This window comes from Mangrovimicrobium sediminis, from assembly GCF_004745945.1.
Lineage (GTDB): Bacteria > Pseudomonadota > Gammaproteobacteria > Pseudomonadales > Halieaceae > Mangrovimicrobium > Mangrovimicrobium sediminis.
Genome location: NZ_SRLE01000014.1, coordinates 139092 through 161348, shown reverse-complemented (window position 1 = coordinate 161348; position 22257 = coordinate 139092). Strand labels below are relative to the sequence as shown.

General features: G+C 67.5%; 22 protein-coding genes. 16 read left to right on the top strand and 6 right to left on the bottom strand.

Translation table 11 applies throughout. The features are described from left to right. The first annotated feature begins 12 nt into the window (after positions 1 to 12). From E4634_RS19150 to E4634_RS19125, 6 genes are read left to right on the top strand one after another with little or no spacing between them, the layout of a single operon-like run. On the top strand, positions 13 to 942 hold the full coding sequence (locus tag E4634_RS19150; RefSeq protein ID WP_135446281.1) for an AAA family ATPase: 930 nt from the start codon (positions 13 to 15) through the stop codon (positions 940 to 942). Positions 943 to 960: 18 nt separating this feature from the next. Then, positions 961 to 1956 carry a DUF58 domain-containing protein gene (locus E4634_RS19145; protein ID WP_206046954.1) on the top strand — a complete coding sequence of 332 codons (996 nt, stop codon included), beginning with the start codon at positions 961 to 963 and terminating at the stop codon, positions 1954 to 1956. 10 nt (positions 1957 to 1966) lie between these two features. After that, positions 1967 to 3958 carry a transglutaminase TgpA family protein gene (locus tag E4634_RS19140; protein WP_135446280.1) on the top strand — a complete coding sequence of 664 codons (1992 nt, stop codon included), beginning with the start codon at positions 1967 to 1969 and terminating at the stop codon, positions 3956 to 3958. After that, entirely contained in the window at positions 3958 to 4449 is a 492-nt protein-coding gene (locus tag E4634_RS19135) for an arsinothricin resistance N-acetyltransferase ArsN1 family B (RefSeq protein WP_135446279.1), read from the top strand. The genes E4634_RS19140 and E4634_RS19135 overlap by 1 nt, the downstream gene beginning before the upstream one ends. A gap of 60 nt (positions 4450 to 4509) precedes the next feature. Then, a complete protein-coding gene (locus E4634_RS19130; protein WP_135446278.1) occupies positions 4510 to 4893 on the top strand; it encodes an ArsR/SmtB family transcription factor in 384 nt (127 codons plus the stop codon). Next, the gene (locus E4634_RS19125; RefSeq protein WP_135446277.1) at positions 4883 to 5416 is read left to right on the top strand and encodes an SRPBCC domain-containing protein; all 534 of its coding nucleotides are present in this window, start codon (positions 4883 to 4885) and stop codon (positions 5414 to 5416) included. Before E4634_RS19130 ends, E4634_RS19125 begins: the two co-directional genes overlap by 11 nt. Positions 5417 to 5555: 139 nt before the next feature. On the opposite strand, the gene E4634_RS19120 is transcribed toward E4634_RS19125, so the two are convergent. Both E4634_RS19120 and E4634_RS19115 read right to left on the bottom strand, forming a co-directional pair. Next, on the bottom strand, positions 5556 to 6323 hold the full coding sequence (locus E4634_RS19120) for an SDR family NAD(P)-dependent oxidoreductase (protein ID WP_135446276.1): 768 nt from the start codon (positions 6321 to 6323) through the stop codon (positions 5556 to 5558). A 23-nt stretch (positions 6324 to 6346) separates the two neighbouring features. Next, on the bottom strand, positions 6347 to 6889 hold the full coding sequence (locus E4634_RS19115) for a pyridoxamine 5'-phosphate oxidase family protein (RefSeq protein WP_135446275.1): 543 nt from the start codon (positions 6887 to 6889) through the stop codon (positions 6347 to 6349). A gap of 205 nt (positions 6890 to 7094) precedes the next feature. Between E4634_RS19115 and E4634_RS19110 the strand changes: the two genes are divergently transcribed. Beyond that, the gene (locus tag E4634_RS19110; protein ID WP_135446274.1) at positions 7095 to 8957 is read left to right on the top strand and encodes a hypothetical protein; all 1863 of its coding nucleotides are present in this window, start codon (positions 7095 to 7097) and stop codon (positions 8955 to 8957) included. A gap of 104 nt (positions 8958 to 9061) precedes the next feature. On the opposite strand, the gene E4634_RS19105 is transcribed toward E4634_RS19110, so the two are convergent. Next, positions 9062 to 9733 carry an SDR family NAD(P)-dependent oxidoreductase gene (locus E4634_RS19105; protein WP_135446273.1) on the bottom strand — a complete coding sequence of 224 codons (672 nt, stop codon included), beginning with the start codon at positions 9731 to 9733 and terminating at the stop codon, positions 9062 to 9064. 234 nt (positions 9734 to 9967) lie between these two features. On the opposite strand from E4634_RS19105, the gene E4634_RS19100 reads away from it, so the two are divergent. The 4 genes from E4634_RS19100 (at position 9968) to E4634_RS19085 (ending at position 13420) form a co-directional block, all read left to right on the top strand. Next, positions 9968 to 10660, top strand: a complete 693-nt coding sequence (locus E4634_RS19100) for a TetR/AcrR family transcriptional regulator (RefSeq protein WP_135446272.1) — start codon at positions 9968 to 9970, stop codon at positions 10658 to 10660. Between the two features lie 93 nt (positions 10661 to 10753). After that, on the top strand, positions 10754 to 11434 hold the full coding sequence (locus E4634_RS19095) for a TetR/AcrR family transcriptional regulator (RefSeq protein WP_135446271.1): 681 nt from the start codon (positions 10754 to 10756) through the stop codon (positions 11432 to 11434). Between the two features lie 44 nt (positions 11435 to 11478). Then, positions 11479 to 12240, top strand: coding sequence for an SDR family NAD(P)-dependent oxidoreductase (locus E4634_RS19090; RefSeq protein WP_135446270.1), 762 nt, complete (start codon positions 11479 to 11481; stop codon positions 12238 to 12240). Between the two features lie 4 nt (positions 12241 to 12244). After that, entirely contained in the window at positions 12245 to 13420 is a 1176-nt protein-coding gene (locus E4634_RS19085) for a sulfotransferase family protein (RefSeq protein ID WP_167854991.1), read from the top strand. Positions 13421 to 13464: 44 nt separating this feature from the next. Here the strand turns inward: E4634_RS19085 and E4634_RS19080 are convergent, their stop codons facing one another. Next, positions 13465 to 14214: an SDR family NAD(P)-dependent oxidoreductase gene (locus E4634_RS19080; RefSeq protein ID WP_135446268.1), complete on the bottom strand. Its 750-nt coding sequence runs from the start codon at positions 14212 to 14214 to the stop codon at positions 13465 to 13467. 226 nt (positions 14215 to 14440) lie between these two features. On the opposite strand from E4634_RS19080, the gene E4634_RS19075 reads away from it, so the two are divergent. Continuing rightward, entirely contained in the window at positions 14441 to 15130 is a 690-nt protein-coding gene (locus tag E4634_RS19075; protein ID WP_167854990.1) for a TetR/AcrR family transcriptional regulator, read from the top strand. A 77-nt stretch (positions 15131 to 15207) separates the two neighbouring features. On the opposite strand, the gene E4634_RS19070 is transcribed toward E4634_RS19075, so the two are convergent. Together E4634_RS19070 and E4634_RS19065 are read right to left on the bottom strand one after the other, a co-directional pair. Then, positions 15208 to 15732 carry a nuclear transport factor 2 family protein gene (locus tag E4634_RS19070; RefSeq protein WP_135446266.1) on the bottom strand — a complete coding sequence of 175 codons (525 nt, stop codon included), beginning with the start codon at positions 15730 to 15732 and terminating at the stop codon, positions 15208 to 15210. Positions 15733 to 15866: 134 nt separating this feature from the next. Next, a complete protein-coding gene (locus tag E4634_RS19065; RefSeq protein ID WP_135446265.1) occupies positions 15867 to 16670 on the bottom strand; it encodes an SDR family NAD(P)-dependent oxidoreductase in 804 nt (267 codons plus the stop codon). 355 nt (positions 16671 to 17025) lie between these two features. On the opposite strand from E4634_RS19065, the gene E4634_RS19060 reads away from it, so the two are divergent. Genes E4634_RS19060 through E4634_RS19045 form a run of 4 tightly spaced genes read left to right on the top strand, consistent with a single transcriptional unit; the run spans position 17026 to position 22164 of the window. After that, positions 17026 to 19236 (top strand): acyl-CoA dehydrogenase family protein, encoded by a 2211-nt coding sequence (locus E4634_RS19060; protein WP_135446264.1) that lies wholly within the window; start codon positions 17026 to 17028, stop codon positions 19234 to 19236. 10 nt (positions 19237 to 19246) lie between these two features. After that, positions 19247 to 20068, top strand: a complete 822-nt coding sequence (locus tag E4634_RS19055; protein ID WP_135446263.1) for an enoyl-CoA hydratase/isomerase family protein — start codon at positions 19247 to 19249, stop codon at positions 20066 to 20068. A gap of 42 nt (positions 20069 to 20110) precedes the next feature. Beyond that, positions 20111 to 21247 (top strand): acyl-CoA dehydrogenase family protein, encoded by a 1137-nt coding sequence (locus E4634_RS19050; RefSeq protein ID WP_135446262.1) that lies wholly within the window; start codon positions 20111 to 20113, stop codon positions 21245 to 21247. After that, positions 21247 to 22164 carry an acyl-CoA dehydrogenase family protein gene (locus tag E4634_RS19045; protein ID WP_135446261.1) on the top strand — a complete coding sequence of 306 codons (918 nt, stop codon included), beginning with the start codon at positions 21247 to 21249 and terminating at the stop codon, positions 22162 to 22164. Before E4634_RS19050 ends, E4634_RS19045 begins: the two co-directional genes overlap by 1 nt. Positions 22165 to 22257 lie beyond the last annotated feature (93 nt).

Here is a 22257-nt window from a genome sequence, read left to right as displayed (position 1 = left end):
CGGGACGCTAGCATGCAGTTACAGGAGCTGATCGATTCCGCGGTCGCCGAGGTGGGCAAGGTCCTGCTCGGCAAGGAACCCCAGGTGCGTCTCGCCCTGTGCTGTTTGTTCTCGCGCGGCCACCTGCTGATCGAGGACCTGCCCGGCATGGGCAAGACCACCCTGTGCCACGCCCTGGCCGACGTGCTCGGCCTGTCCTGGAAGCGCGTGCAGTTCACCTCGGACCTGCTGCCGGCGGATATCCTCGGTGTCTCCGTGTATAACGCCAACGACGCCAGCTTCAGTTTCCGTCCCGGCCCGGTGTTCACCCAGTTGCTGCTCGCCGACGAGATCAACCGCACCACGCCGCGCACCCAGAGCGCGCTGCTCGAGGCGATGGCCGAGGGACAGGTGACGGTGGATGGCGAGACCCGCGCGCTGCCCGACCCGTTTTTTGTCATCGCCACGCAGAACCCGGTGCACCAGTCCGGCACCTATCCACTGCCCGAGTCGCAACTGGACCGCTTCCTCATGCGCCTGCACCTGGGCTACCCGGACCCGCGCGCCGAGCGCGCCATGTTCCAGCGGCGCCAGGCGCCGGGCAATGCCCGCGAGGGCCTGCAGCAGGTGATCAGCACTGCGCAACTGGCGGCGATACGCGAGGCGGTGCGCGAGGTGCAGTCCTCGGACAACCTGCTCGACTACCTGCAGCGGCTGGTCGCCTACACCCGCGAGAGTCCCGAGTTCGAGGTCGGGTTGTCGCCGCGCGGCGCCCTGGCATTGCTCGGCAGCGCGCAGACCTGGGCGGTGATGCACAACCGCAACCACGTCATCCCGGAAGACCTGCAGGCGGTACTGCCGGCGGTGGCGGCGCACCGCCTGGTACCGAGCGGCGACTACGCCGGCGACGGCGCGGCCCTGGTGGCGCTGCTGCAACGCAACGTCGACGTGATCCGGCCCTGAGCGCGGGACGCGGCGCGAGTGGCGGGGGCGGGCGGTAGCGGTATCTTCGGACTGCGCCAGTCCCTGCGCCGGCGCTTCGCCCAGTGGCTGGAGCAGCGCATTCCCCCGGCGCGCAGCATCACCCTCAACCAGCGGCGCATCTTCATCCTGCCCAGCCGCACCGGCGTATTCTTTGCCGTCTGCCTGTGCGTCATGCTGCTGGCAGCGATCAACTTCCAGAACAACCTGAGTTACGCGCTCACCTTCCTGCTCGCCACGCTGTTCGTGGTCGCCACCCTGCACACTTACGGCAATCTCGCCGGGCTCACCATTCACGCGGTGCACGCGCGCCCGGCGTTTCCCGGCCAGCACACCGAGTTCGAACTGCTGGTGGAGCGCGGTCGCCGGCGCGAGCACGTCGGCCTGTCGCTGCACTGGCCGGACAGTTCCGTGGTGCAGGTCAGCCTGCTGGGCGAGGACCGCGTGCGGCTGGCGCTGCACGCACCGGTCGGCCGCGAGCGCGGCTGGTACAAGCCTGGCCGGCTGGTGGTGGAATCCTGGTACCCGCTCGGCCTGCTGCGCTGCTGGAGCCTGGTAGACCTGGACCTGCCGGCGCTGGTCTACCCGCAGCCGCTGGCCAGCGCGGCGCCGCCCGGCGTCGCCAGCGCCGACCACGAGGGCAGTTCCCTGCCGCAGCCGGGCAACGATGACTTCTACGGCTTTCGCGACTACCAGCAGAGCGATTCCCTGCGCCAGATCTACTGGAAGGGGCTGGCCCGCGGGCGCACCCTGCAGGTGGCCCAGTACGTCACCCACACCGAGCGCAGCGCCTGGCTGGACTGGGAGATGTTCGCCGGGCTGGGCACCGAGCAGCGCCTGTCGCACCTGTGCTACTGGGCGCTGGAGATGGAGCGTGTCGGGGAGGATTACGGTCTGCGCCTGCCCGGGGTGAGTATCGCGCCGGGGCGCGGCGAGTTGCACCGCGACCGCGTGTTGCGTGCGCTGGCCCTGTATGGCCGGGGTTCCCCCGCATGAGGGCGAGCCGATGAAGCAGGCCGAGCAGATTCCGCGCAATGCCCTGGTGTGGATGATTGCCGCACAGTTCACCCTGCTGGCGCCGCACCTGCCGCGGGTTCCGATCTGGGTAGTGGCCGTGAGCCTGTGCGCCGCGCTGTGGCGCATCATGGTCTACCGCGGCTCATGGTCGTTCCCGCGCTGGCCGGTCAAGCTCGCGCTGATCCTGGCCGGGGTTGGCGGCATACTGCTGTCGTTTCGCAACCTGATCGGCCTGGAGCCGATGGTCGCGCTGTTGCTGGTCGCCTTCGCGCTGAAGGTGCTGGAAGTGGCGCGGCGCAAGGACGCTTACGTGCTGCTGTTCCTCGGCTATTTCGTGGTGCTCACCGAATTCCTGTTCAGCCAGGACCTGTTGATTGTGCTGCTGTGCCTGTGCAACGTGATCCTGGTCACCACTGCGCTGGTCGCCCTGCACCGCCCCGGTGACGAGCGCTTCAGCCTGCGCCCGCTGCGCTCGGCGACGGCCATGGTGCTGCAGTCGGCGCCGCTGATGGTCGTGCTGTTTTTTATCTTCCCGCGCGTCGGCCCGCTGTGGACCGTGCCGCTGAAAAGCCAGTCTGCGGTCACTGGTATGAGCGATTTCATGCGCCCGGGCGATGTCTCGCGGCTGTCGCGCTCGGGGGAGGTCGCCTTCCGTGTGGCCTTCGAGGGCGAGATCCCGCCGCGCTCCCAACTCTACTGGCGCGGCCTGGTGATGAGCCGCCTGGAGGCGGGCACCTGGAGTACGCTGGACTACTACGACGTGCCCGCGGACCAGCGGCGGCCGCCGTTGCCGGAAGTGACCGAAGCGCCCCTGCGCTACTCGGTCATCATGGCACCCACGCAGCAGCGCTGGCTCTATGCCCTGCGCTACGCGCGCAGTGCCGACACCGGCATCATGAATGCCGCGGACTACCGCCTGTTCCGGCCGGTGGTTATCGAGGATGACTTCCGCTACACGGTGGAGTCCTGGCCAGCGGCCGAGCTGGAAACCGAACTCTCGCCCTGGCGGCAGCGGACGGAACTGGCCCTGCCGCAGGGGCGCAACCCGCGCACGCTGGCACTGGGACAGGAACTCGCCGCGGGTAGCGACGACAGCCAGGCGATCGTCGATCGCGCCCTGGCCCTGTTCAGCGAACAGTCGTTTTTCTACACCCTGGAACCGCCCACTCTTCCGGCACAGGACGCGGTCGACGCTTTCCTGTTCGGCACCCGGCGCGGCTTTTGCGAGCACTACGCCTCGGCCTTCGTGGTGCTGATGCGCGCCGCCGGAGTCCCCGCGCGGGTCGTCGCCGGTTACCAGGGCGGGGAGATCAACCCGGTCAACCGCACGGTGATCGTCCACCAGTTCGACGCCCACGCCTGGGCCGAGGTGTGGATGGCCGGGCGCGGCTGGGTGCGGGTCGACCCCACCTCCGCGGTGTCGCCGGCGCGCGTCGAGTTCGGCCTGGAGCAGGCGGTGGCGTCGGAGGGCACCTTCCTCGCCGACCAGCCACTGTCGCCGCTGCGCTACCGCGGGATTCGCTGGATCAACCAGGTGCGCCTGCGCTACGACGCGCTCACCTACCGCTGGCAGAGCTGGGTGGTGAGCTTCGACGGCACGCGCCAGATGAACCTGCTGCAGGACTGGCTCGGGCAGGTCAGCCCGCTGCGTATCGCGGCGGTGATCCTCGGCGCCCTGGCGCTGGCGCTGCTACCCGCCGCGGTATTGCTGCTGTGGCGGCGCCCGCTGGCGGCGCTGGCGCCCCACGACCGCCTGTACCTGAAGTTCTGCGCGCGGCTGGCGCGCATGGGCGTGGTGCGAGAGGCGGGCGAGGCGCCGGGGTCCTATGCGCGGCGCGCCGCCCAGGCGGTGCCGCGGCTGGCGCAGTCCATCGAGTCGATCACCCGCTGCTACCAGCAGCTGGCCTACGCCGATGACCCGGCCCGGGAAGCGGCGGCGCTGCAGCGGGAAATGCAACAGGCGGTAAGGAGATTGAACTGATGATTCGGGCAGCGAAGGAGGAGGACGCGGCGGCCATCGCGGCGATCTACAACCACTACATCCGGCACTCGGTCGCCACCTTCGAGGAGGAGGAACTGGATGCGACCGAGATGAACGTGCGCATGGCCGATGTGGCCGCGGCCGGCTACCCCTGGCTGGTCGCGGAGGCGGCGGGCGAACTGATCGGCTACGCCTATGCCAGCCGCTGGAAAGCCCGTGCCGCCTATCGCCACTCGGCGGAGGTCTCGGTCTACCTGCATCCCGAGCGCGGCGGCGGCGGTTGGGGCACGCGCCTGTACAGCGAGTTGTTCGGCCAGCTGCGGGCGCTCGGCGTGCACGCGATGATCGGCGGCATCACCCTGCCCAACCCGGCGAGCGTCGCCCTGCACGAGAAGATGGGCATGCGCAAGGTGGCCCACTTTCCCGAGGTGGGCAACAAGCAGGGGCGCTGGCTGGACGTCGGCTACTGGCAGCTGACGGTAGACACTTGACAGCGCGCCACTTTAATGTAACCTTATGGTTACACGTTAGCTGTTTGCCGCGTTGACCTGATGCAAGACGATCGCGACATGGATGCGGTGTTCCACGCCCTGGCCCACGCCAGCCGCCGGCGCATGCTGGATATCCTCACCGCCCGGCCGGGCCTCGCGGTGGGGGCGCTGGCCAGCGAATTCGACGTCAGCCGGGTGGCGGTGATGAAGCACCTGGCGATTCTCGAGGCCGCGGGGCTGGTGGTGTCGGAACCCGATGGGCGCAGCCGCAGGCTGTACTTCAATGTGGTGCCCATCCAGATGATCCACGAACGCTGGACCACGCAGTACAGCGCCTACTGGGCCGGACAGCTGACCCGTATCAAGTACCTGGCGGAGAGCGCGACAGCGCCGCCGTCACCGCAGGCGAAAAGCCGCAAAAAGGGGGAGAGGGATGGAAGCTGAAAGTGCCGCCAGGCAGGTCTACCGCGTCGTCATCGACGCGCCCATCGAGCGGGTGTGGTCCGAACTGGTCAACACCACCTCGCCGCGCCCCTTCTTCTACAACGCCCTGTGCGACACCCCCGGCCTGGCTCCGGGCGCGCCCTACCGCATGATTTCCGCGGATGGCAAGAACGCCTTCGTGGTCGGTGAGGTGCTCGAGTTCGAACCGCCGCACCTGTACACCCAGACCTTCAAGTTCACCACCAACGACGACGCGCCCTGCAAGGTCACCTACCGCCTCACCGAGGTGGAGGGCGGCGTCGAGTTCCTGCTGATCACCGAGAATGTGCCGGCCGGCACCCAGACCGAGAAGTCCATGGCCTCCGGCGGCAAGTGGATTACGCAGAACTTCAAGGCGTATATCGAGACCGGCCGCGTCTCCTTCGGCGCGCGCATGATGCTGGGGACGATGGCGCTGATGAAACCGCTGATGCCGGCCGCGACGCGCACTGCGAACTGGCCGCTGGGCAAGTACCAGCGCTAGTCCCACCCTGAGCGCAGCCATGTCACCGGACGAATAACGCAAAGGCCCGGCCTGGTTCTGGGTGCTGGTGAGCCTCGCCCTGTAGTGGCATGTGTCCGCGTTGGTCGGCGATACCTCCCCGGCGAGGCGGCGCTGGCGGTTAGCGCTGGTCCAGCGCCAGGATATTCGCCGCGGTGGTGAGCAGGCCGCCGCTGGCGGGTAGGGTGGCGCCGGTCAGCCAGCGCGCCTCGTGGGAGACCACGAAGGCGACGATATCTGCAATGTCCTCCGGCTCGCCGAGGCGGCGCAGGGCGGTCCAAGGCGGCACCTTGTCGGTCCAGGCCTGGCCGGCGATGCGGTCGGTTTTCGTGGTGCCCGGGGCCACTGTATTGGCGGTGATCCCGCGTTCTCCCAGTTCCTGCGCGGCGGCGCGAATGAACGCCTCGGCGCCGGCCTTGGCGGCGGACAGGCCTGACGCGCCGTAGGCCGGGTGCGCTGCCGCACCCGAGGAAATCAGCACGATGCGGCCCTGGTCGCTCTGCGTCAGGCGGGCGAATTCGCCGACCGAGAGCATCACCGCGCGCAGGTTCAGGGCCAGGGTGGCGTCGATATCCGCCAACTGCTGGTTGACCACCAGTCCGCCCCTGCTGCCGCCGGCGTTGCACACCAGGATGTCCAGCGCACCGTGAACGGCGAAGGCCTCCTGCACCACGCGCAACGGGGCTTCCGGCGTGGTCAGGTCGCCCAGCACGATATGCGCCTCGCCCCCCGCGCTGCGGATGGCCCCGGCCACCTGCTGGGCCTGTTCGTCGGTCTCGCGCGCGTGCAGCACGAGGCTGGCCCCTTCGGCCGCGAGTTTTTTTGCGATCGCCGCGCCGATACCGCGCGAGGAACCGGTGACCAGGGCGATGCGTCCCTTCAAGCGCATGCTGTACTCCTTGTGTTTATGTTCTATTCGAAGATGCCGGTGTCCGCGCCGTCCAGGCTGACGCGGTTTTTATCCTGCCAGTACTGCATGACGCCCTCGGCGCCGTGTTTTTCCGCCCATTGCACCAGCGTCGGGCGCTGTTCCACGAACTCGTAGCGCGGTACCGCGTAGCCGCAGGAGGTCTGCACCATGGCGACGTCGAGGTCGAAAAACTGCCGCGCGCCGGCGTGGGCGGGGAAGTGCTGCGCCAGTTCGTCCCAGCGCTCATGGCGCGGGTAGACGACCTCAGCCTTGCCGTACAGGCGCAGGATCAGCGGCGCCGCATCGTAGGAGCAGAACATGACGGTCATGCGCCCATTCTCCAGCACATGGGCAGCGGTCTCGTTGCCGCTGCCGGTGAGGTTGAGCCAGGCGACACGGTTGGGGCCCAGTACACGCAGGCTGTCCATGCCCTTGGGCGAGACGTTGACGAAACCCTCGGCGCCGGCGGAACCGACGAAATACATCTGCTGGCGGGCGATGAATTCGATGTGCTTGTCTTCCAGTGCGCGGTACTGCTGTGCCATGGGTGCGGTCCTCCGTGAGGGTGTGGCGCGGTGGTATGCCGCAGGAGACTCTACCAGCTATTCGCTGCCGGCGGGGGTTTTCGCCGGCTTCGATGCGTTTGCCTGCCAGTACCGGGAAAATCGCCAGCGCTTGCGGATTGTCACTCCGCCGGCGGGCGGCTGTTGATAGCTTGGAGGAAATCGCAGCTTCCGGAAGAACGCCATCATGAGGCTCAAGCGCAAATCGTTCCTGCTCAACCTGCTCTGTGTCTGGCTCGTTGCCTGCGGTAGCGGCGGGTCCGCTTCACCGCCGCGCACCAGCGAGCCGCCCCTGGCACTGCCGGAGGCGGTCGAGGAGGTCGAGGACTTCGAGGACGTTGAAGAGAGCATCGTCTCAGTAGACGAATTCGATCCGCACTGGGGGGTGATCGGCGCCTTCACCGACGCCGCCACCTGCGCTGATTGTCACTCCGCCGCCACCGATGGCAGCGGCGTGCTGCGCTATCCACAGGACGCGGACGGTGAGGACATCAGCCCGTACGCTGGCTGGAAGCACTCGGCCATGGCCCACAGTTTCGACGACCCCATCTTCCAGGCGCAGCTGGCCGGCGAGACCGCGCAGTTCCCCGCACTTGCCGGTACCATCGAGGACAAGTGCCTGACCTGCCATTCACCCATGGCCCACAGCAACGCCCACAGTACCCTCACCTCGCTGGAAACCGAGGACTGCCCGCTGGACGACGAGGGCTGCTACCGGCTGGAGAGCGCCGCGCAGCAGGACATGGCGCGCGAGGGCGTCAGCTGCACGCTGTGCCACCAGATCGACGCCCAGGACCTGGGTGAGGCGGCTTCTGGCAAATACGTGATCTACGACAGCCGCATCATCTACGGCCCCTACAGCGACCCGCTGGCCATGCCCATGCAGCGCCAGACCCAGTACACGGTCATGGGGGCCAGCCACATCCAGTCCTCGGAACTGTGCGCCACCTGCCACGACCTGAAGACGCCGACCGTGGATGTGAACACGGATGCGCTGACCGGCGCGGAGTTTGTCGAGCAGTCACCCTATGCCGAGTGGCTCAACAGCACTTACAGCGAGGGCGATGCCGGCGACCGCAGCTGCCAGGACTGCCACATGCCGGTGATCGAGGACTACAGCACGGCGATCGCCACCAAGCCCAACGGCGACGCCAATCCCGCCTGGCCCGAGCGCGACACCTACTCGCAGCACGGCTTCCGTGGCGGCAACGTCTACGTGCTGGAACTGCTGCGCGATTTCCGCGCGGAACTGGGCATCGCCGGCAGCACGACCGCGGAGGGATTCGATGCGCAGATCGCCAGTAACACGCGATTCATGCGCAACCGCACCGCCACGCTGAGTATCGACAGTGCGCAACTGGACGACGACCTGCTGGAGATTGCCGTCACCATCCGCAACCGCAGCGGCCACAAGCTGCCCACCAGTTTTCCCAGCCGTCGTGTGTGGGTGAACCTGGTGGTGAGCGACGCGGACGGCGCGGTGTTGTTCGAGTCGGGTACGCCGGACGCGGACGGCCGCCTGGGGAGCGACGCCCGGCTGGCACAGGCAGCCTGCCTGGCGCCGCACAAGCCCGCGGACTTCGTCGCCACCCGCTGTTACCTGCCGCACCGCGACGTGGTGAGCAACGCGGCGCAGGTGCCGGTGTACGAGGCCGTCATGGCCGATGTGAACGGCCAGGTCACCTATACGCTGCTCTACGGCGCCCGCTACGTGAAGGACAACCGCATTCCTCCCGCTGGTTTTACTGCGGATTCACCGGATTACTCGGCGGACATCGCGGTGGCGGGGCGGGCGCGCAACGACGCGGATTTCAACAACGATGGCAGCGGCGAGGGCTCGGGCAGCGACACCGTGCACTACCGCCTGCCCTGGGCGGGCCTGGATAACGCGGGGCTGCACATCGAGGCGCGGCTGTACTTCCAGTCCCTGCGTCCGGCGTTCGCCGCCAGCCTGCTGCGTGACAACCCGGCGGGCGAGCGCTTCGCGTGGATGCACGAGCAGCGCAAACCGCAGCCGGACCTGCTGGACGAGACTTCACTCGAGCTGTAACCGCGCTGTCGTGGAGACCTGACCGGCGCGCTTTTTCGCAAAAGCCTGGCGGGGAATACCGCAGGGAGAGTGCGCGCGCCCGCTAACACGGGCGCGCAGCGGGTTCAGGAAAGCCCGCGCACCGGCACCAGCGCGCCGTGCACGCCACTGGCCGCGGGCGAGGCGAGGAAACAGATCACTTCGGCCAGTTGCTGCGGGCTGACCCACTTGGAGAAGTCCGCGTCCGGCATGCCCTCGCGGTTGGGCGGGGTGTCGATGATGCTGGGCATGACCGCGTTGACGTTGATGCCGTCCTCGCGCAGTTCGTCGGACAGGCTCTCGGTCAGTTTCATCACCGAGCCCTTGGAGCAGCAGTAGGCGCTCATCGTGCCGATGCCGGACAGCGCGCCGATGGCGCCGATATTGACGATTGCCCCCTTCGCTTTTTGCTTCAACAGCGGCACCGCCGCCATGGTCGCGTTGCGCATGGTGTCGACGTTGATGGCGAACATCTTCGCCCACTGGTCGCTGTCAGCATCGTAGGCGGTGTCGCCCATGGCGAAGCCGCCGGCGATATTGCACAGGGCGTCGATGTCGCCGAGGGCCGCGAAGCACTCGCGGGTGGCGTCGCGGTCCATGAGGTTGACCTGGTGATACTCGTCGGTATTCGCCAGGCTCTGCGTATCGACGATGTCCAGGCCGATAACATAGGCGCCCGAGGCGCGGGCTTTTTCTGCAGCGGCCTGGCCGAGTGAGCCGGCGGCGCCGGTGATGACTACGCGGAGCTTGTCTAGCATGGTGTCCTTCCTGCTTGAAGAATAGAGGCGCGCCTGCGCGCAACGCGCGGGCGAACGGGGATTGCGAAGAGCGGCTAGCATATAAATTTGGGTATTTGCCTGCAAGCGGCGGGGCGCCGCGGACGCGGCGTTGTCATTTGCGGCGGCAAACTGCTATAAACCGCAATGTCCGGACGCATTTATAACAATGATTCGCGCCGGCTCTGACCAAGTGGAATCACAGGGGATTCAAGCATGTCGCGTGTCGAACAGCGACAACCACGCCGCAGGCGCGATCCCGAGGGGACGCGGCTGGCGATTCTCGAGGCCGCCAAGACCATGCTCTCCCAGGATGGCGCCGAGGGCCTGAGCGTTTCCGGCGTGGCCAAACTGGCCGGGGTCAATCGCGGCACGGCCTACCAGCACTTTGAACTGAAGGAAGACCTGGTGCGCGCCACCCTCGACTGGGTGAGCAGCCAGTTGCTGGATGCGGTATTTCCCGAGGATATCGACCCCGGGGAAGTGGCCGGGGCGAGTGAGGTGGACATCGGGCAACTGGTCAGTCGCATGGCGCAGTTCAGTGTGCGCCTGGCGGATTTCGCCATCGACAACCCGGATATCGGGCGCATCTGGCTCTACGACCTGTTGTCGCGGGATAACCCCAGCGAGGATGTCTTCTACAAGCGCTTCATGCGCTCGGTCCAGGACATGGTGCAGGGCGGCGCGGGCGAGGAGGGCATCGATATCGAGGTGCTCACCGTGCTCATGCTCTCGGGTTTTTTCCTGTGGCCGGTGTGGGTGAGTTCCCACGCCCAGAGCAAGCGCGCGCGCAAATCCATGTCGCGGCGCTTCGCCGGCGAAGTGCTGCGCCTGAGCATGCACGGCGTATTGCGCGCGGACACCCATGCGCTGCTGCAGTCCTACCTCGAGCAAAACCCGGTGCGCTGAGCCCGGCACTGCAGGCGGCGCCCCGGCGCGGTTGACAGCCCCGGTACAGGCGCGCAGAATCCGCCGAGATAATAATCGACATTGGTGATTAGTATGGTGGGTCCCACGGACGCTCCCCCGTCCGGTCGGCGCCGGCGCAATCCGCAGGCCACGCGCGAGGAAATCCTCGCCGCCGCGCGCACCGTGCTCGCCTCCGACGGACCCGACGGCCTCAGCCTGTCGCGTGTCGCGCACCTCGCCGGCGTCAACCGCGGCACCGCCTACCAGCACTTTGAGACCCGCGACGACCTGATCCAGGCGACTGTGGACTGGGTCAGCGAACACCTGCTGCAACGCATTTTCGGCGACAACGACGAGGGCGACGGGCAGCCGCACAACCGGCCGATTTTCGAGGCGATCAGCATCCTGGTCGACTTCGCGGTGGAGAATCCCGAACTCGGGCGTATCTGGCTGTTCTCGGTCATGTCCTCGGACAACCCGGGAGAAAACGCCTTCTTCCGCCGCTTCGCCCAGAGCACCCGGGACCTCGCCGAGAGCGAGCACAGCGAGGAGGGCATCGATGCCGAGGCGCTGTCAGTGGTCATGCTCGCTGGCTATTTCCTCTGGCCGCTGTGGGTGCGCGCCAACTCGCGCACGACCCGCGAGCGCGAGGCGATGACCCGGCGCATGCGCCGCGAGATGCTGCGCCTGATGATGCACGGCGTGGTGCGCGCCGAGTCCTTTCCCCACCTCCAGCAATTGCTGGACGACAGTGCCCCGCAAAAATCCCGCTAGCACGGCTGCCGGGCTACCCCAGATAACAGGAGCTAGAGCTAAACATGCCCACACCCTCTGACATGCACGACAAGGTCGCACTGGTCACCGGCGCCGCCGCCGGGCTGGGTCGCGCCACCGCCCTGGAGCTGGCCCGCGCCGGCGCCAGCCTCAGCCTGCTGGACATCAACGCGCAGGGGCTGGAGGAGACCGCGGCCATGGTGCGCGAACTCGGCGCCCGGGCGCAGGTGCAGGCTATCGACCTGTCCGAGACCGCCCAGTGCGCACCGGCTGTCGCCGCCGCGGTGGAGGCCTATGGCCGGCTCGACGCCCTGTGCAATGTTGCGGCGGTGTTCATCCCGCGGCACAGCGCGGCGATGACCGACGACGAACTGGACACCACGCTGGCGGTTAACCTCGCGGCGCCGTTCAAGCTGATCCGCGCCGCCATCCCGCACCTGCTGGAGACCCACGGTGCGGTGGTCAACGTGACATCCTGCGCCGCGTTCATGGGCCAGGCCTACCTCGCGGCGTATTCGGCGACCAAGGCCGGTCTCACCCACATGACCAAATCGCTGGCGATGGAATACATGCACCAGCCGATCCGCTTCAACGCGGTGGCGCCGGGCGGCATGATGACCGCCCTGGCCATGGGCCTGACCAAACTGGAGGACCCGGACCCGAGTCTGCTCGGGCGCATCGCGCCGCTGCGCGGACTGGTCGAGGTGGAGGACGTGGCGCAGATGGTCGCCTTCCTCGCCACGGATGCGGCGCGCGGCTACCACGGCGCCTGCATCAACATCGACAACGGCATCACCGCGGGGTAGCGGCGTGCTGGACGCGGACGCCATCCGCCGCGAGGCGGAACAACGGGAGGGCCGCGAGGACGCCGACGCCGCGTCGCTGCAGGACAACCTGCGCGCCCTGGTGGCCTCCATCAACGCCGACAGCGGCCTGCCGGACTGGGGCGAGGCGATCACCCACAACGGCCTGGTCGACCGCTTCGCCGACCGCCTGGCGGCGCAGCGCTGGGTGACCGACTACCCGGAGATCGCCGCCGAGGTCATCGACCGACCGGTGTTCCTCACCGGGCTGCCGCGCTCGGGCACCACGTTTTTCCAGTACCTGTTCGACCGCGACGACCGCTTCCGCCTGATCCGCACCTGGGAGGCGATCACCCCGCAGCCGCCCCCCGGCTTCGACCCGGCATCTGTGCAGCAGCGCAAGCGCGAGGAGGCCGAGAGGCGCGCCGCGGCCCGGCCGATGGTGGAGGGCTTCGACGCCCTGCACCTGATGGACGCGGACGGCCCGGAGGAGTGCCACGCCTTCATGGAGCACGCCAGCGCGGCCGCGGGTTTCCACAACCTGCTCGACGTGCCCGGGTATTTCGATTACCTGCGCGATGACCTGGATTTCACCGCCGCCTACGCGGTGCACAAGCGCCAGTTACAACTCCTGCAATGGCGCACGCCCGCCTGCCGCTGGGCGCTCAAGTACCCGGCGCACGTGCTGGCCATGGATGCGATTTTGCGGGTGCACCCCTCGGCGAGTTTTGTGATGACCCACCGCGACCCGGTGCAGACCCTGGCCTCGCTGTGCAAGCTCACCCACCTGCTGCGCAGCGCGCGCTGTGATACGCCCGCCGAGCCTGCGCGGGTCGGCCGGCAGATGCGCGCGTTCATGCGCCTGCATATCGACCGTATCCTGGCTTTTGCCCGCGGCGCCGACGCCAACAGGGTGGTGCACGTGGACTACTACCGCCTGCTGGATGACCCGGCGGGCGCGATGCGCGAGGTGCATGCCGGGCTGGGTATCGATTCCCCGCAGGCGGTGCGCGACGCGGTCGCGCGCTGGCACCGGGACAATCCCAAGGGTGCGCGCGGCGCGAATCCCTACGCGCTGGAGGAGTATGGCCTGGTGGCTGAGGAGGTCGCCGAGGACTACGGCGACTACATGGACTTTTTCGACATCCCGCGCGAGGCCGTGGGCCTCGCGCGCGGCAGCTGAACCGGCGGCAGCCGGCTCAGGGCATTCCTGTCAGGGCACTCCTGTCAGGGCATGACCCGCCCGCCGTTCACGCCGAGGGTGTGGCCGGTGATGTAACCGGCCGCCTCGGACACCAGGAAGGCGCAGGCGTTGGCGATATCCTCGGGCACGCCCGGGCGGCCCATCGGCGAGTTGCCGGAGCTGGCTTCCGCATCCACGTTCACCGGCGAGGCGCGCAGCATCGGCGTATCGACGAAGCCCGGCGGAATGTTGTTCACGGTAATACCCTTGGCGGCGAACTCCTTGGCCAGGGACTTGGTGAAGGCGATAACGCCGCCCTTGGAGGCGGAGTAGTGGGTCATGACCATGGCCCCGGTCTGCGCCGAGGACGAGGAGATGTTGACGATGCGGCCCCAGCCCGCCTCCAGCATGTCCGGGACGATCTGCTGGCAGCACAGGAACGGCCCCTTCAGGTTGATCGCCATCATGCGGTCCCAGTGATCCTCGGTGATGTCCAGGAACGGGGTGAAGCCGGTGATGCCCGCGTTGTTGACCAGGATGGTGATCGGCCCGCCGAAGGTCTCCCGGGTGAGCGCCGCGCTGCTCGCGATGGTCGCCGCATCGGCGGCATTGCCAACGCAGGCCAGCGCCTTGCCGCCGGCGGCGGTGATCATCTCCACCGTTTCCTGTGCGCCTTCCGGGTTCAGGTCCCACACCGCGACGGCGGCGCCGTCGGCGGCCAGTTTCAGGCTGATGGCGCGGCCGATGCCGCTGCCGCCGCCGGTGACCACGGCGATCTTTCCGTTGAGTGACATGTGCTGGTTCCTCTTGTTATGGGTTCTATCGATGAATTTTTCGGGGCCCGGCTGTTCGCGACTGCCGTGAGGCGGGCGCCTGCTGTCGGTCGCGGCGGTGCAGCGGGGAAAGTACTTCACCGCCAGTCAGTAGTCAACGCTGATGTTTAGTACCCCTTCGCGCGGCGCTCGCTTGCGCCGGTACTGATCAACATGTATGTTTACTGACGTTTACAGGGGAAAACACATGTCAGACAAATCCAGGTCGGGACGGCGCAATAACACCAATCCGGAATCCACGCGTCGCGAGATCCTGCAGGCCGCCCTCGAGGTGCTGGCCAAGGACGGTCCCGAGAGTCTCAGCGTCACCGAGGTGGCGCGCCGCGCGGGGGTCAACCGCGGCACCGCCTACCAGCACTTTCCCACCCGCGAAGACCTCGCCCACGCCACCGCGAGCTGGGTGAGCGAGCGCATCTACGACGAGTTCTACGGCGACATGGTAGAGCAGTCGGAGCTGAGCAAGGTCTACCCGCCAGACGTGGCCCTGGCGCGCCTGTGCAACTTCGCCATGAACAATCCCGAGCTCAGCCGCGCCTGGCTGTTCGACGTGATGTCCACCCAGGGGGTGGTCACCGACCGCTTCTGGAAGAAATATGTGAAGGAACTCAGCCAGTTTGCCGAGGGCGGCTACGGTCGCGAGAATATCGACGTGGAGGTGTTCGCCTTCATTTCCCTGTCCAGCGCGCTGCTCTGGCCGATCTGGGTCGGCGCCCATGCCAAGGGCAGCAAGGCGCGGGCGAAAATGCAGAAGCGCTTCATGGACGAGATGATGCGCCTGACCCTGTTCGGCAGCCTGACCCGCGAGCACTACCCGGAACTGGTCGAGCGCTACAGCGGCCCGGTAGACGCCGAGGATGACGCCGCGCCCGCGGCCTGAACATTTAATATCAGCGCAGAACGCACGCCCAGCGCCCTTGCGGCGCCAGGGTGTCGTGCCTGCTCGCCAAGGCCTCGCTAGATGCGCGGCCCCGCGGCAAACAGGCGGCTGGCGAGGACGCTGTAGCTGGGGTCCTCCCCGCGCGGTTCGGCATCTTCTGGCGTGACCAGCGGCCGCCGGGCGCGCAGGTCGTAGGTCACCACACGCTTGGCGAAACGCCAGCGGCCGTCATCGCCCTTCGCGTAGCGGTCGATGTAGCGCACCGTCATGAAATCCTCCTGCCAGCCGCCGGCGCCGTCCGGGATGATGTGCCAGGCCAGGGCGTAGATCTCTCCCTCACCGGTATCGCCGTCCACCGAGATCAGGTGGTTGCAGATGTGGTGGCCGCTGTAGCGCATGTAGGGGAAGGATTGCTCGAGGAAATCCACGTATTTGTCGGCGGGGCCGTCGAAGGTGTCGCCGTGGGTGTCCGTGGCCTCGGCGGTGTACAGGGTGCGCAACAGGGCCGCGTCCTTGCGGTCGACGCCGCGCGAGTAGAGCATGCCCAGTTCGCGGATCTGGTCCTTGTCGATCAGGGTTTGCAGCGCTGCAGAGTCGGTCATGGCGGTCTCCTTTGTGTTTGCTTTTATCGGGACGTGGCGCGCAAGCGCGTCGCGCATTCAAGTGGCCGGTCGGTCACTTATTGTGTTTCACCTGGCCGCCGGTGGCGGCCAGGCTGGGGGATTGTCGAAGCCGGTTACTGGCTGAAGGAATAGCCGCCGTTTACCGGGTAGGTCTGCCCGGTAATCCACGCCGCGGCGTCGGAGCACAGGAACAGCACCATGCCGGCGACATCGTCGGGCTTGCCGAAACGGCGCAGGGTGTAGCGCGACAGCTGCGCCTTGACCCGCTCGTTGGCGTACAGGCCCTCGAGTTCCTCCGGCGACATCGGCGGCTCCAGGGTGGACAGCGACACCGCGTTGCAGGTGATACCGTAGCGTCCGGTCTCCTTGGCCAGCGAGCGCATCAGCGCCGCGGCGCCGGCCTTGGCCGCGGAGTAGGCGCTCAGCCGCGCCTCGCCGACCCGGCCGGAGTCCGAGACGATAGTGACCACCCGGCCACGGCCGGCCTCGACCATCGCCGGCAGCGCCAGGTGGCAGCAGTTCATCACGCCGTAAAGGTTGGTGCGCATGAATTTGTCCCACTCGCCGGGGTCAGCCTCCCAGAACGGCGGCGAGAAGCCCATGTCCGCGCGCGGCCCGGCGTTGCCCGCGTTGTTCACCAGCAGGGTGGCCGGCCCCAGCGCTTCCGCAGCGGTTTTCATCGCCGCTGCCACCGAGGCGTGATCGCCGACATCCGCCTGCACACCCACCGCGGGCACGCCCAGCTCACGGATTTCCGCCGCCACGATCTCGGCGCGCTCGGCGACGAAATCGTTGACCGCCACACCGCCGGCATTGTGCCGCGCCAGTGCGTGGGCGATGCCGCGGCCGGCGCCCTGGCCGGCCCCGGTAACGAAGGCGACCTGGCCGTCCAGGTCGAGGGGGTCTTCTCCAATCACCTGTAATTACTCCGCTTGTGTACTGTTATTTCGGTAATATACGACAGTGTTGTAGTAATTCCTGCCGGTATGGCATGCTGCCAATACTTGGCGCATTTGTACAGCAAATAGACAGTGGTGTTGATCAAGTTGACCATTCTGGACGGCACATAGTACCCTTGTCTGGATTTGGTCGAAGCCGATGAATGCCCTCATACCAATAGCGATTACGCGGGGGCGAGGCCGGAACAGCGCTCGTGTTGCGGCCTGTTTCGCCAGCGGCGCTCGCAGTTCGCGGCCCCTTCGTTTTCGACGCCGATTTATCCTGAACTTGTAGCCTGAACTTGTCCCAGCCCGTATCCGGAGTCACCACGTTATGAATTTCGATCTTTCCGAAGATCAGCGGATGATGCGCGAGTCATTCGCTCGCTTCCTTGATGAAAACAGTAACAGTGAGCGCGTGCGCGCCGCGGCCGAACAGGGCGGTTTCGACGCCGCGCTGTGGCAGGGCCTGGCGGAGCTGGGCGCCTTTGCCCTGCGTATCCCGGAAGAGGCCGGCGGTTTGGGCCTGGGCACCATGGACGCCGCGGTGCTGATGGAAGAGGCCGGGCGCACCATCGCCTCCGGCCCCCTCGCCGAAACCCTGATGGCGGCGCGCCTGCTCGCAGTGCTGGGCGGCGAGGCACAGGCGGAACTGCTCGAGGAAGTGCTGGTGGGCGGCAAGGTGCTGACCCTGGCCATGCACGATATCGCCGCGCAGCCGGTGCAGTGGCTGGCCGGCGGCGCTGTCGCCGACGTCGCTGTGGCGCGCGAGGGCGATGCGGTAGTGCTGGTCACCCTGGCCGGTGACGAGCGCGGCGAGGACAACCTGGCCTCCACGCCGATTGCGGAAATTGATTTTGCCGCCGCGGACAAGACCGTGCTGGCCAGCGGCGCCGATGCCGTGGCCGAGTTCGACAAGGCCATCGAGGAGTGGAAGCTGCTCATGGCCATCGCCCTGTCCGGGCTGTCGCGCGAGGCGATTCGCCTGGCCGCGGAATACGCCTGCGAGCGCGAGGCCTTCGGCCAGCCGATCGGCGCCTACCAGGGCATGTCCCACCCGCTGGCGGACCTCATTGTCGACGTCGACGGCGGCAAGTACCTGACCTGGCGCGCGGTGCACGACATCGTGCACGAGCCCGAGGCGGCCGGCGCGCTGATCTCCCTGTCCCTGTGGTGGACGGCGGACACCGCGGCGCGCGCGGTGACCCAGTCGCTGCACACCTTCGGCGGCTACGGCCTGGCCACGGAATACGACATTCACCTGTACAACCTGCGCGCCCGCGCCTGGCCGCTGGTGTGGGGCGACCCGACCCGCTTCCTGGAAGAGGCCGGCCGCCGCCTGTACGCCGGTGAGAGAGCCGCGCTGCCCGAGGTGGGCGAGGTGCTGATCAACTTCGAACTCGGCGAAGAAGCCGAGGCCATGGGCCGCGAGCTGGACGACTTCTTCAACGCCGTGCTCACCCCGGAGCTGCGCGCCAAGGCGCACTACTCCTTCGACGGCTTCGACGCCGGTGTGCACAAGAAACTGGCCGAGGCCAAGCTGCTGTTCCCGTCCTGGCCCAAGGAATACGGCGGCCGCGAGGCTGAGCCCTACGTCATGAACGCCATGTACAAGGTGTGGGAAGAGCAGGGCTGGACCAGCCACCCGGTGGGCACCACCAACCTGGTCGGCACCATGATCCGCAAGGTCGGCGGCGACGTGTTGAAGGAAGAGGTCCTGACCAAGATCGTCAACGGCGACGCGATTTGTTCGCTGGGCTACAGCGAACCGGGCTGCGGTTCCGACGTGTTCGCCGCCAAGACCAAGGCGACGCAGCTGGAGGACGGCTCCTGGCGCATCGACGGCGCCAAGATGTGGACCTCCGGCGCCAACATCGCCCAGTACGTGCTGATGCTCACCCGCACCAACCCGGACGTGCCCAAGCACAAGGGCCTGACCATGTTCGTGGTGCCCCTGGACAGCCCCGGCATCGAGATCCAGCCGGTGTACACCTTCCAGGACGAGCGCACCAACGCGACCTTCTACGACGGCGTGATCGTGCCCGACAGCTACCGCCTGGGCCCGGTGGACGGCGGCGTCAAGGTGATGGCCGCGGCGCTGGAACTGGAACACGGCGGCGGTTTCGCCAAGAGCCAGCGCGCCATGTGCGAGGCGGCCGAGGAACTGTGCCGCGAGATCCAGTTCCAGGGCGGGCAGCTGATCGAACAGGTCGACGCGCAGAAGCGCCTGGCCCGCTGCCGAGCGCATTTCTATATTTCCGAGATGCTTGGCAACCGCGCCCTGTGGGCGGGTGTGAACAAGATGCCCAACCTGGCCTTCGGCCCGATGACCAAGATGTTCTCCTCGGAGAAGTTCCAGTCCGACTCCCGCGACCTGCTCGACCTCACCGCGCCGTACTCGCTGTCCAAGCGCGAGGGCGCCGCCGGGGAGATCAACCTCGCCTACCGTCACGCACACGGCACGACGATCTACGGCGGCACCAGCGAAGTCCACCGCAGCATGATCGCCGAGCGCGCGCTCGGCCTGCCGCGCACCCGGGGATAGGAGAGACCACATGACCGACGCACCGCACCTGCTGACCGAGGACAACGACGGCATCCTCATCGCCACCCTGAACCGCCCGGACAAGCTCAATGCGATCACCCCGGACATGATGGCGCTGTTCGACGAGGCCCTGATCCGCTTCCGCGAAACGCCGGAACTCAAGGTAATGCTGATCCGCGCCACCGGCCGCTTCTTCTGCTCCGGCGCCGACCTGCGCGCGGGCACCAAGGACGGCTCGGTACCCTCGCCGGACCGCACCGGCGTGGCCGTACGCGAGCGCCACCGCCTGCAGTTGAACGGCATGCACCGCATCTACGACGAGATGGAGCACATCGAGAAGCCCATCGTGATCGCCCACCACAGCACCTGCGTGGGCGGCGGGCTGGAGATGTCCCTGTCCTGCGATTTTCGCCTGGCGGCGAAGAGCGCGTCCTACGCCTTTCCGGAAGGCAAGTTCGGCGTGCTGCCGGCCTCCAACGGCGTCAGCCGCCTGACCCGTATCGTCGGCCCGCACTGGGCGCGCTACCTGATCATGGCCAACCTGCCCGCGGACGCCGACCGCGCGTATACTATGGGCCTGGTGCACGAGGTCTTCCCCGACGATACCTTCGAGGACGACGTCATGCAGTTCTGCCGGCACCTGGCCAAGCAGCACGGCGAGCAGATGGGTACCGCGAAGCTCGCCATCGAGATGTGCTGGGAACTGGGCCGCGACCAGGCCCGCCACGTGGAGCGCATGGCCAACAGCGCCCTGATGCTCAACCCGGATTACCTGGCCGGCATCGAGAAATACGTCGCCGGCATCGGCAGCAAGGGCAAGAAAGACGGCTGAAGCCGCCGCCCGATAACGTCAACAACACCTGGAACGCGCCCGATGGATTTTGCCTGGACCAGCGAACAGGAGAGCTTCCGCGCCTCTGTCCGTCAGTTTATTCAAGACAACCTGCCCGATAACTGGGAACACATCGCCCACGGCCCCGCCTCGAAGGAGCAGTCGGCCTTCGCCAAGCAGTTCTGCGGCGCCCTCGCCGAGGCGGGCCTGCTGGTACCGCACTGGCCCGAACGCTGGGGCGGCCGCGACGCCGACCCGTGGATCGCCTTCATCCTCGCCGAGGAAATGTGGATGGCCGGCGAACCCCGCGGCGGGCAGTACATGAACGTCAACTGGATCGGCCCGACGCTGATGCTGTTCGGCTCCGAAGCCCAGCAGGAGCGTTACATCCCGCCCATGGCCCGCGGCGAGACCATCTGGTGCCAGGGCTTCTCCGAGCCCGAATCCGGTTCCGACCTGGCCTCCCTGCGCACCCGCGCCGAGCGCGTGGGCGATGTCTACCGCATCAACGGCCAGAAGATCTGGACCTCCTACGCCGGCGACGCGGACACCTGCTTCCTGCTGGCGCGCACCTCCCAGGGCAAGGGCGGCATCTCCATCTTCCTGCTGCCGATGACCACGCCGGGTATCACCGTGCGCGATATCCCCAGCATCATCGGCGAGGGCGACATCCACGAGGTGTTCTTCGACGACGTCGAGGTGCCGGAGAGCGCGCGCCTGGGCGAGGAGGGGCAGGCCTGGGAGATCGTCGGCAAGGCATTGTCGCTGGAGCGCGTGGGAATCCCGCGTTTCGCCCTGGCCTCGAAGACCCTCGCGGACGCGGTGAAACTGCTGCAGTCCAGGGGCAGCTTCGGCCCCGGCGTCGCCGAGCAGGCGGCCAAGGCCCACGCCGCCTGTGAGGCCGCGCGCCTGTACAGCTACAGCATCATCGACCAGCGCGCCAAGGGCATCATCGCCGGTGCCGAGGCCAGCGTCGGCCGCTTCGCCACGGTGATCTGTGAGCGCCTGGTCAGCGAGTTCGTGGTCGAGCACGTGCCCGAGGCGATCAGCGGCGCCCACCCGCTGCTGCTGGCGCACCACCAGCGCGGCATCGTCGCCGGCATCGCCTCCGGCGCCGCCGAGATCCAGCTCAACCTGATCGCCACCCAATTCCTGGAACTGCCGAGGGAGCCGCGCTGATGGACTTTGCACTGAACGACGACCAACTCGCGGTCGAGGGCGCACTGGACAAGCTCGCCGAGCGCTTCGCCACTTCGCCGGTGGACTTCCACGGCTTCGCCCTGGTCAGCCAGGAGCTGGACAACGAGTTGGAAGAGAGCCAGTACTTCGAGATTGCAGCGATCCCCGAGATGGGCCCGCTGTCCGCCGCGCTGGCGGTGGAGCGCCTGGCGCGCCTGCCGTACACCGCGGAGATCGCGCTGTCCATGCTGGTGCGCCCGCACCTGGACCTGGAACTGCCGCGGCCCATCGCGGTGATCGAGAACGGCCGTCCCGGCCGCTACGTGGCCAGCGCGAAGACGCTCATCGTCATCGACGGCGACAGCGTGGGTATCGCCCACCCGACACCGGACGATGTCGAGGCACTGCCGGACTCCCTGTTCGCCTACCCCATGGGCCGGCTCACCGGCTCACCGGAAGTTACGCCGCTGCCCGCCGAACAGGCCGAGGCGGTGCGCAACTGGATGCGTGTGGCCTGCGCCGCCGAGATGGCCGGCCTGCTGCAGGCGGCGGTGGACGCCACCGTGGAGCACATCAGCGTGCGCAAGCAGTTCGGCCGTCCCATCGGTACCTTTCAGGCCCTGCGCCACCGCATTGCCGAGTGCGCGGTGCTCACCGGCGGCGTGCGCTGGCTGGCGCTGAAGGCGGCCTGGTCCGGCGATGCCGGGGATGCCGCGCTGGCGGCCCTGCACGCCCAGGACAGCGCCACCCGGGTGATCTACGACGTGCACCAGATGAGCGGCGCCATGGGCATGACCCTGGAGATGGACCTGCACCTGTGGACCTACCGCATGAAGGCGCTGATCTCCGAACTCGGCGGCCGCAGTGGCCAGGCCCAGGCCGTGGCCCAACACTGCTTCGGGGCCAGCGCGGCGTAGGCCGCGTCCCCGCTGGTTTCCAGCGGGCGCAAACGTTAGCTTGAGCACTCCAGCCCGGTGAACTTCAGGGCAAAACAAAGCCGGCGCAAGCCG